Below are 14,420 nucleotides of genomic sequence, written 5' to 3' on the forward strand. Positions count from 1 at the left end.
GCTCGGTGGCCATCACCCCACCCGTGCGTCAGGCCGAACGCTGCCGCTCCGCCCAGGCATCGAGGTGCAGTCCCGAAGCGACCTTGGCGAGGATCGCATCCTCGACGAGGCGCCACTCGTTCACAACGAGGTCGTAGTCGAAGCGGATGGGATCGAACCCGTGCGCCGCTGCCACCGCATCCCGAACGCGGTCCTTGTGCCGGTCCGAGTCGTCCTCGTGTCCGTTCCGTCCGTCCACCTCGACGATCAGGCGGTCGCCGATGACGAAATCGACGCGGCCCACCCCGGGAACGTCGACCTGCGTCCGCAGTTCGAGTCCGAGCCGGTGGAGCCGCAACCGCAGGAGCGACTCCAACCCGGACTCGGCGTCGTTCCGAGCGAGATCCACGAGCCAGCGCGCCGACTCCGTGATGCGTTCGCGAAGCTCGTCGCGCTCGACCGAAGTCATCACTCGAGCGTGCAGAGCCGACTCGAGCGTTGCGAAGAACGCGTCGTCGCCATGACATCCGCGGATCTGCAGCAGTGCGTCGACGAGCGAGACCTCGGTGCGCGACGGCGCCAGCTCGTTCCAGTGCTGCACACACGAGCAGTCGTCGTGCGGATACGAATGCCCGTGTGCCGGGAGCGACACGTGAACGATGTCGTCGAGGGGCAGCACCCAGAGGCCGCGGCGCCGCGCCACTGACACGCATCCCAGAATGCCGCCGTGACGGAGCGCGATCTTCGTCGGCCTCGGCAGGCTCGGCGAGGCGTACACACCGGGGCGGATGCGGATGACGGCGCCTGCCGCGACCGCACGACGCAACGCCCGACCGTCGATCCCCTGGGCGGCGAACTCCGCCCGCCGGGCGACCGATCCGAGTTCATCGCACGCCGCAGCGACGGATTCGGGACTTCTCACGCCGGCCATGTTCCGGCCCCGGGCCGGCCCCGCGCGGCGCGACGCCTGCGATGTGCGAATCGTGATGGGCCCGCAGCCTGTGAAGGATGAGTCGACTGCTCCACTCAGCGGATATGCGATCCGACGCGCGGGGCCCGAGCAGTATGCGGCGGAGCGCCCGATCGTATATCCGCCGGACTGGACAGGGCGGGGGCGGCGGGGGCGGCGGGGACAGAGCGGGGGCGGCGGGGACGCGGGGGTCAGCGCTCGAGGGTGAGGAAGCGGTGGCGGATGCCGGAGCGCGAGTCGTGCCATCCGTCGGCGGGGTCGGCGGCGACGACGTGCCAGCCCGCGCGGTCGGGCGCGTAGGTGTCGCCGTCGACGTCGAGGTCGAGCTCGGTGACGACGAGCCGGTCGGCGAGGCCGATCGTGCGGGCGAAGAGTTCGGCGCCGCCGATCACCCAGATGCGGTCGTCGGCGTCGGATGCCGCGAGTGCGAGCGCCTCGTCGACGGAGGCCGCGCGCACCGCGCCGTCGGCCGCCCAGCCCGCCTGACGCGTCACGACGATGTTCGCCCGCCCGGGCAGCGGCCGGAAGCGCGGGGGCAGCGAGTCCCAGGTGCGGCGACCCATGACGACCGGGGCGCCGTGCGTCGTGCGCTTGAAGTGAGCCAGGTCTTCGGGCACGTGCCACGGCATGCCGCCCGCGGCCCCGATCACTCCCCCGCGGGCCTCCGCCCAGATGAGTCCGACGCGAGGCGCGACGTCGTCGTCGAACGCGTCGCTCATACGGCGACGGCCGCGCGGATCGCGGGGTGGTGCTCGTAGCCGATGACCTCGAAGTCGTCGAAGCGGTAGTCGTCGATCGAGTCGGGCCGCCGCGCGAGTCGCAGGGTGGGGTACGGGTAGGGGTGGCGCGAGAGCTGCTCGGTCACCTGCTCGACGTGGTTGTCGTAGATGTGGCAGTCGCCGCCGGTCCACACGAAGTCGCCGACGTCGAGGCCCGCCTGCTGCGCGATCATGTGCGTCAGCAGCGCGTACGACGCGATGTTGAACGGCACGCCGAGGAACAGGTCGGCGCTGCGCTGGTAGAGCTGGCACGACAGTCGGCCGTCGGCGACGTGGAACTGGAAGAGCGCGTGGCACGGCGCGAGCGCCATGTCGGGGATGTCGGCCGGATTCCACGCCGACACGATGAGCCGCCGCGAGTCGGGGTTCGTGCGGATCTGCTCGATCACCTGGGCGATCTGGTCGACCTGCTCGCCCGACGGCGTCGGCCAGCTGCGCCACTGCACGCCGTAGACGGGGCCGAGCTCGCCCGAGGCTTCCGCCCATTCGTCCCAGATGCTGACGCCGTGCTCCTGCAGCCAGCGCACGTTCGACTCGCCCCGGAGGAACCAGAGGAGTTCGTAGGCGATCGACTTGAAGTGCACGCGCTTCGTCGTGACGAGCGGGAAGCCCTGCGCGAGGTCGAATCTGATCTGCCGGCCGAACACGCTGCGCGTGCCCGTGCCGGTGCGGTCGGACTTCGGCGTGCCGTGCTCGAGCACATCGCGGAGGAGGTCTTCGTACGGGGTGGGGATCGCGCTGGCCACGGCGTCAAGGCTACGCCGACCCGGCGACACCGCCGGCATGACAGGCGGGGCGGATGTCGCGACCGCTCCGTCACGCGTCACCCGACGTCACACGGCGTGACCGCAGCGGCGCACCGGACATAGCCTGCGGGACATGGACCCCCTGCCCGCCCTCGTCGTCGGCCTCGGGCTGCCCGCGGTCGCGCTCGTGGCCGGCTTCGTGTGGCGTGCCCGCGACGGGCGCGTGCGGCACCTCGACCGGCGGGTCGGCATCCCGGCTGCAGCTGCCTCGGCGATCCGTCCCGGTCGGGCGGCGTCCGCGAGCGACGCGGAGCGGCTCGGGCTCGACGACGACGCGCTCGGGACCGGGGCGACCCTCGTGCAGTTCTCGACCGAGTTCTGCAGCCGCTGCCCCGGCACGGCGCGGGCACTGGCCGAGCTCGCCTCCGAGTACGACGGTGTCCGGCACGTCGACGTCGACCTCACGCACCGACGCGACCTCGCTCACGCCTTCAGCGTCACGCAGACCCCGACGGTCCTCCTCCTCGGCGCTGACGGACGCGCGACCGCACGGGCGGCCGGCGTGCCCCGCCTCGACGGTCTCCGCGCCGAACTCGACACCATCACCGGGAGGCCCCGTGTCCGCCATCACGCCTGAGTCCGGCGCGGTCCCGACCCGGCGCACCGGCATCGACCCGCGCGGGCCCCGCTTCTCCGCGGCGATCACGTCCGTGCTGCTCCTCGCCGTGGTGGTGCTCGCGGTCGGCGGGCTCGACCCGGCGGCGCTCGTGCTCCTCGCGCTCCTCGCGGCCCTGTTCGCCTGGGCCGCGATCGCAGGCGTCGCACGACACCCGTTCGGACTGCTGTACCGCGCCGTCGTCCGTCCGCGGCTCGCGCCGCCCGCCGAGCTCGAGGACCCGCGTCCGCCGACGTTCGCCCAGCTCGTCGGCCTCGTCGTGACGGGGACCGGCGTCCTCCTCGGCCTCTTCGGGATCGGCGTCGCGGTGCCGATCGCCGCCGCCGCGGCGTTCCTGGCCGCGTTCCTGAACGCCGCCTTCGGCTACTGCCTCGGATGCCGGCTGTACCTGCTGCTCGTCCGCGCGCGGGTCGTCCGGGCCGCGTGAACGGTTCCGAATGACGCGCCCTCGGACGCGAGTGCCGCACGCGGCATCCGCTCGATAGGCTGGGAGCCCGGCTCGAGGAGGAGGACCAATTGGCACTGACGAGCGAAGCGACCACGGTCTGGACGGGAAGCCTCTTCGAGGGGTCGGGCACGACGCGCCTCGACTCGTCGAAGCAGGGCGAGTTCCCGGTCAACTGGAAGGCCCGCGCCGAGGGCGAAGCCGGGACGACGAACCCCGAGGAACTGCTCGGTGCAGCACACTCGGCGTGCTTCTCGATGGCGCTCTCCAACATCCTGACCACGGCGGGCCACACGCCCGAGAGCATCCAGACCACCGCCGCCGTGACCTTCCAGCCGGGTGAGGGCGTGACCGGGAGCCACCTGCTGGTGAGCGCCCGCGTTCCGGGCATCACGGAGGCGGAGTTCGAGGCGTTCGCCGACGACGCGAAGGCGAACTGCCCGATCTCGAAGGCACTGACCGGCGTCCCGATCACGATCGAGGCGGAGCTCGCGTAGCGGTGCGCGTCCTCGTCGCCGGCGCCTCCGGATTCATCGGCACCGCCGTCCGTGACCGACTCGTGGCCGACGGCCACGAGGTGGTGCGGCTCGTGCGCCGACGCGCCCAGTCGGCCGACGAGGTCAGCTGGTCGCCGTCGTCGGGCATCATCGACTTCACGGTGATGGACCGCGTCGACGCCGTCCTGAACCTCTCGGGCGCCTCGCTCGCCCGGCTGCCGTGGACCCGGCGGTACCGCGACGAGATCCTGGAGTCGCGGATCGCCGCGACCCGGACCCTCGCCGACGCGATGCGCAAGGCGCGGACTCCGCCGGCCGTCTTCCTCAGCGCGTCGGCGGTCGGATACTACGGCGACCGGCCCGGCGAGCTCCTCACCGAGCACTCGGCAGCGGGCACCGGATTCCTCGCCGAGGTCGTGGCCCGTTGGGAGGCCGCCGCGAAGCTGGCCCCGCCGGAGACCCGGACCGTCGTGTTCCGCACGGGCATCGTCATCGGCCGGGGCGGCGCGATGCAGCGGATCCGGGCGCTCACGACCTTCGGCGTGTCCGGACGCCTCGGCACCGGCGGGCAGCACTGGCCGTGGATCGCGTTGGAGGACGAGGTCGAGGCCATCGTGCACCTGCTCGGCTCGCACGTGTCGGGGCCGGTGAACCTCGTCGGACCGACGCCGGCGACCGCCGATCGCGTGATGGCGGCGCTCGCCGAGCGGATGCACCGGCCCTACGTGATCCCGGTGCCGGAGAAGCTGCTCGAAGCGGCCCTCGGGAAGGCCGCCGACGACCTGCTGCTCTCGAGCCAGAAGGTGCGGCCGCAGCGTCTCATCGACGACGGCTACCGCTTCCGCCATCCGAGCGTCGAGTCGGCGATCGACGCGATGCTCAGTCCCGAGCCCGCTCCAGTTCGATAGCGCGGCGCACCGCTCGGCGGGCGCGCCGACGATCACCCGCGGCGTCGTATGCGAGGCCGAGCCGGAGCCAGGCCCGCCACGAGTCGGGCTGGGCCTCGACGTCCGCGCGGAACTGCGGGAACGCGGCATCCGCTTCGGTACGCTCCGGGCGCCCGCTCGGGCGGACCGGGATGCCCAGGTCGAGCGCGCCCTCGGACTCGAGTCGTTCGACGAGCCGCTGGGAGCGGACGCCGAACGCGAGCTCGCGCCAGATCGCCCAGACCGCGACGATCGGCAGCACGATGAGCGCGACGCCCATGGCGATCGCCACGGGTTCGCCGGTGAGCACGAACTGCACGGCGCGCCAGCCCACGAGGGCGACGTAGAGGACGAGCAGCACCGCCATGACGACGGCGCCGAGCTTGGCGCCGCTCATCGGCCGTCGGGCAGTTCGAGCCCGAGCAGGGCGTCGAGTCCGACGGTGACGCCCTCCGCCGTGGCGGCCCGGCGCAGCGCGAGCAGGATGCCGGCCTCGTACGCCGTCGGAGCGATCGTGGAGTGCGTGATCTGCAGGCTCTCCCCCGGCCCGCCGAGCACGACGCGCTGGTCGGCGAGGACGCCGTCCATGCGGAGGCTGTGGATCGGGACGCCCGAGACGAGCTGACCCCGCGCACGCTGGTCGGCGTGCGGTGCGGACACCGGACCGAGCTCGCCGCGCGCGGCGGCGATGAGCTCGGCGGTGCGCACTGCGGTGCCCGACGGCGAGTCGACCTTGCCCGCATGATGCGCCTCGACGATCTCGATGGAGTCGAAGTGACGTGCGGCGAAAGCGGCGAACGCCGAGCCGAGGACGCTGCCGATCGAGAAGTTCGGGACGAAGATCACGCCCGACGAGGCATCCGACTCGCGAAGGCGCGTCTCGACCTCGGCGATGCGCTCGCGCGACCAGCCGGAGGTGCCCACGACGGCCGCAGCGCCCGCCTCGATCGCGGCCTCGACGATCGCCGCGCTGGCCGCGGGGTGCGTGACGTCGAGCACGACGTCGGCGCCTGCGAGCTCGTCGAGGCTCGATGTCGAGTCGAGGCTCGCGTGCAGCTCGAGGTCGTCGGCCTCGTCGATCAACCGGGTCGCGAGGCGCCCCATCTTCCCCGTCGCGCCAGCGACCGCCACCGTGATCGTCACGACGTTCACCCTAGCAACCGGCGCGGGCCGGGGCCGCGGGCCGGTCGGCCGAACGGATGGCGCGCACCCGCGCCGTAGGCTTGGCGCATGCTCCGCTTCCGCGATGCCGCCGTGACCGACCCCGACGCGCACCGGCTGATCGGCGACTACTTCGCCGAGCGCGCCGAGGGCTTCCCGCCCGAGCAGGGCGAGTACCGTCCGACCTGGCCGGATGCCGCGCAGTTCACTCCCCCTGCAGGCGTCTTCGTGGTCGTCGAGGACGAGACGGGCGGCGCGGTCGGATGCGGCGGGGTGCGCCGCATCCCGCCGTCGGCGGACGGTCTCGTCCGGTACGAGGTGAAACACCTGTGGCTCGCGCCGTCGACCCGCGGTCGCGGTGGCGGCCGTGCGCTCCTCGAGGAGCTCGAGCGTCGAGCCGTCGCGTTCGGCGCCGAGGAGCTCGTGCTCGACACGAACGCGAGCCTGGCCGCGGCCGGTGGGCTCTACGCCGCGAGCGGGTACGTCGGCATCGAGCCGTACAACGAGAACCCGAATGCGACGAACTGGTACGGCAAGCGGGTGGCGCGGGTCGGCTGAGCAGCGATGGACGCGCGAGCCCGGTCCGTCGGGCTCAGAGCGCGAACGGCTCGGGCAGCCCCGTCCGCATCTCGGGCGGCAGGTGTGCGAGGTCGTTGTGCACCACGAGGTTCCACGGCCGCCCGGGCGCGCGCTGCGTGAGCACCGTGAGACCGCAGTTCGCCTGGTTGATGGTCGCCCAGCGCCACTCGGGCGCACCGAGCACCTCGCGCACGAACCATCCGATCACGAAGTTGTGCGTGATGAGCAGGTCGTGGCGGTCTTCGCGGTGCGAGCGGAGGAACTCGGCGTTCGCGTCGGCCATCTGCGCGCGCCCCGCCTCGAAGTCGAGCTCGGTGAACGAGCCGAAGAAGGGCGCATAGGCGGCCGGCGTCTCCGGCGCGGGGCCGGACGGAACGCAGTCGAAGAGGAGCGCGGAGGGTTCGGGCTTCAGCGACGGCAGCTTCGAGGCGATGATGTCGGCGGTCTCGGCCGCCCGTTGCAGCGGCGAATGGTAGGCGGCGTCGAACGGGATGCCGCCCAGACGTTCGGCGAGCAGTTCGGCCTGGCGGCGGCCTCGCGGGGAGAGCGGGCCGTCGGGGAGGCCGTGCTCGGCGTCGAGCTGCTCGCCGTGGCGGACGAGGTAGAGGTGGTGGGGCACGTCGGGTCCTGTGGTCGGACGTCGCTAGGCGACGTCGGGTCGGGTGTCGGGCTGGTCGACGATCGAGCGGAACGCGTGCTCGTCGACCGGGCCGACCGCGACGAGCGAGAACGGCCGATCGGCCAGCTCGCCGGCGAGCGCCCGGACGTCGTCGGCGGTGACGCGTCCGACGCGGCGCAACGCCTCGTCGAGGTCGGCGAATTCCCCCAGTGCGAGCTCGGCGCGGCCGAGTCGCGACATCCGCGTATCGGAGTCCTCGAGTGCGAGCGCCGAGGCGCCGCCGAGGTAGCCGATCGCGCGGCTGAGCTCGTCATCGGTCACGCCGTGGTGGGCGAGCCGTTCGAGCTCGGTCCGCATGAGCGCGGCGACGGTCGCGGCGTTCTTCGGCGCGCATCCGGCGTACATGCCGAACACCCCCGCGTCGGAGTACCCCGGAGCGAACGAGTACACGGCGTAGGCGAGGCCACGCCGTTCGCGCACCTGCTGGAACAGTCGCGACGACATGCCGCCGCCGAACACGGTGTTGAGCACGCTCAGCGTGGCACGACGTTCATCGGTCGCGACGAGGCCGGGTACGCCCAGCACGAGGTTCACCTGTTCGCCCGGGCGCTCGACCACGGCGAGCGGTGCGCGCCCGTCGACCACGGCGAGCTCGGAGCCGCGGCGGTCGACCGGCGCGGCCTCGACCGCGAGGTCCCAGCCGGCGGACTCGAGCGCCGCCGTGAGCCGTGCCACGAGGTCGTCGTGGTCGACCGCACCGGCAGCGGTGACGACGAGGTCGCGCGGGCGGTAGTTCGCGCGATAGTGCTCGAGCACGGCGTCGCGGGTCGCGGCGGCGATGGTCGTCGCGTCGCCGCCGATCGGGCGCGCGAGCGGATGGGTGCCGAGCACGGACTCGAAGAAGCGCTCGTTCGCGACATCCGCCGGGTCGTCGCCGGCCATCGCGAGCTCTTCGAGGATGACGCCGCGTTCGCTCTCGAAGTCCTCGGGATCGAGCACGGACGACGTGAACATGTCGGCGAGCACCTCGACCGCCATCGGCACGTCCTTGTCTTGCACCTTGGCGTAGTAGCAGGTGTACTCCTTCGCCGTGACGGCGTTGTGCTCGCCGCCGACGGCGTCGAAGGAGATCGCGATGTCGAGGGCGCTCCGGGTCTCGGTGCCCTTGAACAGCAGGTGCTCGAGGAAGTGCGTGGAGCCGAACGTCGCGGGGTGGCCGCTCTCGGAGGGGTGCTCGTCGCGCGAGCCGACGGCGACCCAGAAGCCGATCGTGGCGCTCCGGCTGCCGGGTACCTGTTCGGTGAGGACGCGGATGCCGGACGGGAGGACCGAACGACGGACGCGCGTGTCGCCTGCGGCGTCGAAGGCCAGTTCGGGCTCACCGAGTGGGAGTTCGACGGCGCCGTTCACGCCTCCCAGCCTATGCCACGGCCCGCGCTCGGCGAGCCCGTCCGCGCCCGCGCGGCGCGCTACGCCGAGGCGCGGTCGAGTTCGACGAGCTCGGACCGATGCAGCTCGAGCGACGCCGCGCCGAGCAGTGCGTCGACCTGCTCCGGCCGGCTCACCCCGGTGACGGGAGCGACGACGGTGGGTCGTGCGAGCAGCCACGCGATCGCGACGGCGGCGGGAACCGTGCCGTGTGCGGCCGCGACCTCGTCGAGCGTGCGGAGCACGCGAAGGCCCCGGCGCCCGAGGTGGCGTGCCTGACGCTCGCCCCGCGCGTCGCGCCGGACGTCGGCCCGACGCCGGATCGCACCGCCGAGGAAGCCGTCGGCCAGCGCGAAGTCGGGCAGCACCGGCAGGCCCTGCGCGTGCGCGACGAGCTCCGTGGCTCCCTCGAACGCCCGGCGCTCCATGAGGTTGTACCGGGTCGTCAGCACCTGGAACCTGGGCAGGCCGTTCGCGGCGAGCACGCGGGCCTCGATGAGTCGCTCGGGCGAGAGGTCGGAGGCGCCGACGGCGAGCACCTTCCCGGCGGCGATGAGCGCGTCGACGGCGCCGAGGCTCTCCTCGAGGGGGACCTCCGGGTCGTCGCCGTGGAAGCAGAGCAGGTCGATCCGGTCGGTGCCGAGGCGTTCCAGTGACGCGTCGACGGCGCGCGTGATCGAGACCGGTGCCAGTCCCGTGTGATCGGGGTGGCGACCGACCCGCGTGACGATCCGGACCCGGTCGCGCGATGCGCGCGACGCCAGCCACTCGCCGATGAGCGTCTCGCTGCGACCGCCGGCGTAGCTGTCGGCGGTGTCGATGAGGCTGCCGCCGAGGGCGACGAACCGGTCGAGGATGTCGCCGCTCGCCTCCGCGTCGAGGTTCCAGCCGAACGTGCTCGCACGGAGCGCGAGCGGATGCACCTCGAACCCGGTCTCGCCGATGCTCACGCGCCGGGGCACCGTGATCGGACCGGAATCGGCGTTGGTCTCGAGCTGCTCGGTCGGGAGCGAGAGGGTGCCCCCCGACGGCTCGCCGTCGTGCTCGTGTCCGGTCGCGTCGGCACGCACCGGTGCCGACTCGTCGTGCTCGCCGATGGCGACCGGCGGCCCTCCGGCTCGCCTGCCTCCCTGCAGCGCGTGTCGTCGTGCCACGCGATCCTCCTCCCCAGGATTGGAGACGAGCGTATGTCAGGAATGAACCGGTTGGTTGAACATGACAGCGAAGCGTTACGAAACCGTTGGTGAACGGTGGGTGACGAGGAGACCGTCCACCGCGCATCGCTCGGGCTGCGCAGGCCTTGCGGCGCGCTGAACGAATGTTTAGCATGCTGAACATGCGTTCAGTGCGTCCGGAGGATGCGACGACCGCCGCGCGCATCCGCGACGCCGCGATCGCACGATTCGGCGCGCACGGGTACGCCGGCACGAGCCTGCGCGAGGTCGCCGCCGACGTCGGCGTGAGCGCGGCGCTCGTCATCCACCACTTCGGCTCGAAAGAGGGTCTTCGCCGCGCCTGCGACGACTGGATCGTGCACGAGCTCATCGGCGAGAAGGACCGACTCGGCGAGTCCTCCGTCGCCGCGACGATCCGCGAATGGCTCGACGACCCGGCTCGGTTCCGCACCTCGATCGCCTACTTCGCCACCATGCTCTCCGACGGTTCCCCGGGTGCCGACCGCCTCTTCGACCTGCTGCTCGCCGAGACGAGCTCGATGCTCGAGCGCGGCGTCGCCGACGGAAGCATGAACGGCTCGAGCGACCCCGAGCTGCGCGCCGTGCTCATCACGGCCTACGGGCTCGCTCCACTGCTCCTCCGCGGACAACTCGCGCGCGTGCTCGGCGCGCCGCTCGACTCCCCCGCCGTGGTGCGGCGCATGACGCTGCCCACCCTCGAGTTCTACACCGAGGGCCTCTACGCCGACACGCGCCTGCTCGACGCGGCTCGAGCCGCGATCGACTCCTCGGACGGCGTCCGCGCACCGGGATCTGGTCGTGAGGACCCGGCATCCCGGGTGCGCTCCGACAAGGGACCGGGCAATCCGATCCAGGATCCGGACCCGCCGGTCGGGGGCTCCGCGCGCGCATGATGCGCCGCGGCATCCCACCCACCGACCACGAGAGGATCCACATGACCAGCGACACCGCGCCCGCCGTCAGCACGCGGGGCCTGACCAAGCGCTACGGCGCGACCACCGCCCTGCACGGCCTCGACCTCGACATCCCGCGCGGCAGCGTCTTCGGGATGATCGGGCCGAACGGCGCAGGCAAGACGACCACGATGCGGCTGCTGCTCGACATCATCCGGCCCACCGCCGGCGAGCTCTCCGTGCTCGGGCGCACCCCCCGCGACGGCGGGGCCGACCTGCGGCGACGCATCGGCTACCTGCCCGGCGAGCTGCACCTCGCCACGCGCGTGAAGGGCCGCGAGTTCCTCGCGCACTACGCCGAGATCTCGGGCCCGGTACGCAAGGGCGCCGTCGACGACCTCGCCGACCGGCTGGGGGTCGACCTCGGCCGCCCCGTGCGCAGCCTGTCCAAGGGCAACAAGCAGAAGGTCGGCCTGATCCAGGCGTTCATGCACGAGCCCGAGCTGCTCGTGCTCGACGAACCGACGAGCGGGCTCGACCCGCTCGTGCAGCAGGAGTTCCACGCAATGCTGCACGAGGCGAAGGCGAACGGGCAGACCGTGTTCCTCAGCTCGCACGTGCTGAGCGAGGTGCAGCAGACCGCGCACGAGATCGCGATCCTCAAGCAGGGGCGCATCGTCGAGCTGTCGACGGTCGCCGCGCTGCGCGAGAACGCCGTACGTCACGTTAGGCTCGTGATCGCCGAGGCGGATGCCGCGGCGGCGCGTTCGACGCTCGACGCGGTCCCCGGTGTCGCCGGCGTGGCCTCCGTGGCCAACGGGCCGGGAACGGTCGCCCTCACGGCGACGCTCGATGCGCACGTCGACGCCTTCGTGAAGGCCGTGGCCGGCCTCGACCTCGTCGACCTGACGATGGAGGAACCCGACCTCGAGGAGATGGTGCTGGAGTACTACGGCACCGACCTCTCGTCGTCCGCGGAACCCGTCGACACCGACCGGAAGGCGGCGAAGCGATGAACCGCACGCTCCCGCTCTTCCGACGTTCGATCCTCGACGGATGGCGCGGCCTCATCGGGTGGACGATCGGCATCCTCGCGGCGCTGTTCCTGTACCTGCCGCTGTATCCGTCGTTCGGGGGCAACGGCCAGATGCAGCAGATCATCGACACGCTTCCGCCCGAACTGGTCAGGTCGCTGAACTACGACCAGATCGGGTCGGGGCCGGGCTACGCGCAGGCGACCTTCTACGGCCTCATCGGATTCGTGCTCCTCACGATCGCCGCGGTCGGGTGGGGCACGGAGGCGATCGCGGAGGACGAGGAGAACGGCCAGCTCGAACTCACGCTCGCGCACGGCGTGCTCCGCGGCCAGGTCTTCCTGGAGCGCACGGCCGCAGTGCTCGTGAAGCTGACGTGGTTGACGGTCGTGAGCGTCGCGGTCGTGATGATCCTCAACGAGCCCGCCGAGCTCGGCATCGAGTTCGACCATCTCCTCGCCACCGCCGTGGCCTTCCTCGGGCTGGTGTCGCTGGCCGCGAGCGCGGCGATCGGCGTGGGTGCCGCCACGGGTCGCCGGACGTGGGCCGTCAGTGCGGGCTCGGGCGTCGCGGTGATCGCGTACGCGCTCAACGCCCTCGGCAACCAGAGCGAGGACCTGGCATGGCTGCACGACTGGTCGCCGTACAGCTGGGCGTACGGGGACTCGCCGATCCTGAACGGCTGGAACGGCACGATCTGGCTGAACTACGCCGTCATCGCCGTGCTGCTCCTTGTCGGCTGGCTGGTGTTCCGTCGCCGAGACATCGCCGTGTGAGCGCGCGCGGACGCCACGGCGCGTTCGACGCCTATCGACCGACCCTGCCGAACAGTCCGGCGATCGGCGCGAGCAGCGTCGGGCGCGCGGCGACCCACGCCGCCGCGATGACGACGATCGAGGCGATGAAGATCCAGAAGCCCAGCCAGCCGTCGGCGTCCTGCGCCGCGTACATGTGGTTGAGGTTGCGCAGCGCCCCGGTCAGGAAGACCAGCGTGACGTGCACCACGATGAACCCGACGAAGTACAGCATGACCGGGAAGTGGACGGCGCGAGCCCACTCGACGGGGTAGATGCGGTTGAGCGTCGCCGCGTTCTTCGGCCACAGCCCCGACATCCGCACGCCGGTGATCGCGGCGAGCGGCGCGGCGATGAAGATCGTCGCGAAGTAGGCCAGCACCTGGAGGCTGTTGTAGTTCACCCAGCCGTTCTCGAGGGGCCAGTCGAGCGAGAGGTACTGCAGCCCGGCGGAGACCGCGTTCGGGACGACCTCCCAACTCGTCGGGACGACGCGCATCCACTGGCCCGTCGCGAACAGGAGGACGACGAAGACGATGCCGTTCGCGAGCCACAGGATGTCGAGCGACTGGTGGAACCACAGGGTGAGGCTGATCTTCCGGCCCCCCGACCAGCGCGGGGTCCAGTACGCCGGTGGCTTCCGCTCCGTGCGCACCTGCAGGCCCGAGCGGATGATCAGCACGATGAGGAACACGTTGAAGAAGTGCTGCCAGCCGAGCCAGGCCGGGAACCCGACCGGCGCGCCCTCGGGCAGGTGCGTCTCACCGGGGTACGTCGCCAGGAACTCCTGCATGAAATCCAGCCCGAGGAACCACCTCGTGAGCTGGACGACGATGGTCGCGGCGCCGATGATCGCGAGGACGCCGACGACGGATGCCCCGACCCACTGCCTGGCGGTGAACGGGCCGTACCGCTGCGCTCCCGGCCCGGAGGTGGCGCTCGGCGCCCGGGACGGTGCTGCGGGTGCGGGTGGTCGAGCGGGAGCGGCGACGGACGCCGCCGGCGCCGGCTCGGCGGCCGGGGCAGGCTCGATGGGCGGAGCGGAGGCCGCGACCGGCACGGTCGGCTCGGCCTCGACGGGCAGGGCGGATGCCGCGGGCGGCTCGGCCTCGACCGGCGCGGCAGGCGCCGTCTCGACGGGCGGGGTGGGTGCCGCGGGCGCCGGCGCCGGCGCGCTGGGCGCGACGACCGGTGCGATGCCCGACGGCGGCCACGGCGCTCCCCCGGCGACCCTCGGGAGGCCTCGGCGGAGTTCGGTACCGGTCGACGCCGGCTGCGCGGCGGGTTCGGGACGCGATGACGTCGCCGCCGCGGCCGCGGGCTCGGCACCGGGTTCCACGGTGGCGGCCGGTGCAGGCGCGGCCGCTGCATCCATCGCCTCGGCATCCGTCGACGACTCGGCGTTCCGAGCCTCGAGCACGGCGTCGGCGTCGGCGTCGGCGTCGGGCCAGGGTCGGCCGCCCGGCACCCGCGGAAGCCCGCGTCGAAGTCGCCGAGGCGCGGCACCGGAGGCGAGGTGCGCGACGTCGGGCGCGGCCGGGGTGGGCGCAGCTGCCGCGGTTGCGGCCGGTGCCTCCTCCACGGTGGCCGGCGCAGGCTCCGCGGGGGGTGCCGTCGTCGTGGGCGCCTCGGCCGCGAACGGCTCGGCCGGCGCGGTGTCGACAGCCGCCGGCGCTGCTCCGGCCGGGGGCCAGGGCT

The 14,420-nt window shown here is 72.4% G+C and carries 17 protein-coding genes; 8 read left to right on the plus strand and 9 right to left on the minus strand.

Features of this window, described 5'->3' with window-relative positions; translation table 11 throughout:
- Positions 1-28 precede the first annotated feature (28 nt).
- From ACIQH8_RS00290 to ACIQH8_RS00300, 3 genes are all read right to left on the minus strand, one after another.
- Entirely contained in the window at positions 29-901 is an 873-nt protein-coding gene (locus ACIQH8_RS00290; RefSeq protein WP_400993369.1) for a type IV toxin-antitoxin system AbiEi family antitoxin domain-containing protein, read from the minus strand.
- A 239-nt stretch (positions 902-1,140) separates the two neighbouring features.
- A complete protein-coding gene (locus ACIQH8_RS00295; RefSeq protein ID WP_400993372.1) occupies positions 1,141-1,668 on the minus strand; it encodes a dihydrofolate reductase in 528 nt (175 codons plus the stop codon).
- Positions 1,665-2,513: a thymidylate synthase gene (locus ACIQH8_RS00300; protein WP_400995639.1), complete on the minus strand. Its 849-nt coding sequence runs from the start codon at positions 2,511-2,513 to the stop codon at positions 1,665-1,667. Before ACIQH8_RS00300 ends, ACIQH8_RS00295 begins: the two co-directional genes overlap by 4 nt.
- Positions 2,514-2,607: 94 nt before the next feature.
- Here ACIQH8_RS00300 and ACIQH8_RS00305 point away from each other — a divergent pair, with 94 nt between their 5' ends.
- The 4 genes from ACIQH8_RS00305 (at position 2,608) to ACIQH8_RS00320 (ending at position 5,000) form a co-directional block, all read left to right on the plus strand.
- The gene (locus ACIQH8_RS00305; protein WP_400993374.1) at positions 2,608-3,111 is read left to right on the plus strand and encodes a thioredoxin family protein; all 504 of its coding nucleotides are present in this window, start codon (positions 2,608-2,610) and stop codon (positions 3,109-3,111) included.
- Complete coding sequence (locus ACIQH8_RS00310) at positions 3,101-3,577, plus strand: DUF4395 domain-containing protein (protein ID WP_400995641.1); 477 nt, start codon at positions 3,101-3,103, stop codon at positions 3,575-3,577. Before ACIQH8_RS00305 ends, ACIQH8_RS00310 begins: the two co-directional genes overlap by 11 nt.
- A gap of 89 nt (positions 3,578-3,666) precedes the next feature.
- Positions 3,667-4,092 carry an OsmC family peroxiredoxin gene (locus ACIQH8_RS00315; protein ID WP_400993377.1) on the plus strand — a complete coding sequence of 142 codons (426 nt, stop codon included), beginning with the start codon at positions 3,667-3,669 and terminating at the stop codon, positions 4,090-4,092.
- 2 nt (positions 4,093-4,094) lie between these two features.
- On the plus strand, positions 4,095-5,000 hold the full coding sequence (locus ACIQH8_RS00320; protein ID WP_400993380.1) for a TIGR01777 family oxidoreductase: 906 nt from the start codon (positions 4,095-4,097) through the stop codon (positions 4,998-5,000).
- On the opposite strand, the gene ACIQH8_RS00325 is transcribed toward ACIQH8_RS00320, so the two are convergent.
- The gene (locus ACIQH8_RS00325) at positions 4,972-5,415 is read right to left on the minus strand and encodes a hypothetical protein (protein WP_400993383.1); all 444 of its coding nucleotides are present in this window, start codon (positions 5,413-5,415) and stop codon (positions 4,972-4,974) included. The two genes, ACIQH8_RS00320 and ACIQH8_RS00325, sit on opposite strands and share 29 nt — an antisense overlap.
- Positions 5,412-6,161 (minus strand): 4-hydroxy-tetrahydrodipicolinate reductase, encoded by a 750-nt coding sequence (dapB, locus tag ACIQH8_RS00330; protein ID WP_400993386.1) that lies wholly within the window; start codon positions 6,159-6,161, stop codon positions 5,412-5,414. Before dapB ends, ACIQH8_RS00325 begins: the two co-directional genes overlap by 4 nt.
- A gap of 87 nt (positions 6,162-6,248) precedes the next feature.
- Between dapB and ACIQH8_RS00335 the strand changes: the two genes are divergently transcribed.
- Complete coding sequence (locus ACIQH8_RS00335; RefSeq protein ID WP_400993388.1) at positions 6,249-6,737, plus strand: GNAT family N-acetyltransferase; 489 nt, start codon at positions 6,249-6,251, stop codon at positions 6,735-6,737.
- A gap of 34 nt (positions 6,738-6,771) precedes the next feature.
- Here the strand turns inward: ACIQH8_RS00335 and ACIQH8_RS00340 are convergent, their stop codons facing one another.
- The 3 genes from ACIQH8_RS00340 to ACIQH8_RS00350 are packed head-to-tail and all read right to left on the minus strand — an operon-like array spanning position 6,772 to position 9,959.
- On the minus strand, positions 6,772-7,377 hold the full coding sequence (locus ACIQH8_RS00340) for a histidine phosphatase family protein (protein ID WP_400993391.1): 606 nt from the start codon (positions 7,375-7,377) through the stop codon (positions 6,772-6,774).
- Positions 7,378-7,401: 24 nt separating this feature from the next.
- Positions 7,402-8,787, minus strand: a complete 1,386-nt coding sequence (locus ACIQH8_RS00345; protein WP_400993393.1) for a M16 family metallopeptidase — start codon at positions 8,785-8,787, stop codon at positions 7,402-7,404.
- Positions 8,788-8,846: 59 nt separating this feature from the next.
- On the minus strand, positions 8,847-9,959 hold the full coding sequence (locus ACIQH8_RS00350; protein ID WP_400993396.1) for an aldo/keto reductase: 1,113 nt from the start codon (positions 9,957-9,959) through the stop codon (positions 8,847-8,849).
- Positions 9,960-10,141: 182 nt separating this feature from the next.
- Here ACIQH8_RS00350 and ACIQH8_RS00355 point away from each other — a divergent pair, with 182 nt between their 5' ends.
- Genes ACIQH8_RS00355 through ACIQH8_RS00365 form a run of 3 tightly spaced genes read left to right on the plus strand, consistent with a single transcriptional unit; the run spans position 10,142 to position 12,704 of the window.
- Positions 10,142-10,894, plus strand: a complete 753-nt coding sequence (locus tag ACIQH8_RS00355) for a TetR family transcriptional regulator (protein WP_400993399.1) — start codon at positions 10,142-10,144, stop codon at positions 10,892-10,894.
- Positions 10,895-10,935: 41 nt separating this feature from the next.
- On the plus strand, positions 10,936-11,910 hold the full coding sequence (locus ACIQH8_RS00360; protein WP_400993402.1) for an ABC transporter ATP-binding protein: 975 nt from the start codon (positions 10,936-10,938) through the stop codon (positions 11,908-11,910).
- On the plus strand, positions 11,907-12,704 hold the full coding sequence (locus ACIQH8_RS00365; protein ID WP_400993404.1) for an ABC transporter permease subunit: 798 nt from the start codon (positions 11,907-11,909) through the stop codon (positions 12,702-12,704). Before ACIQH8_RS00360 ends, ACIQH8_RS00365 begins: the two co-directional genes overlap by 4 nt.
- 31 nt (positions 12,705-12,735) lie before the next feature.
- Here ACIQH8_RS00365 and ACIQH8_RS00370 read toward each other — a convergent pair whose 3' ends face one another.
- Entirely contained in the window at positions 12,736-14,304 is a 1,569-nt protein-coding gene (locus tag ACIQH8_RS00370; RefSeq protein WP_400993406.1) for a cytochrome b/b6 domain-containing protein, read from the minus strand.
- Between the last annotated feature and the right edge of the window lie 116 nt (positions 14,305-14,420).

The sequence above is a fragment of the Agromyces sp. GXQ0307 genome (assembly GCF_044769845.1).
Classification (GTDB): Bacteria; Actinomycetota; Actinomycetes; order Actinomycetales; family Microbacteriaceae; genus Agromyces.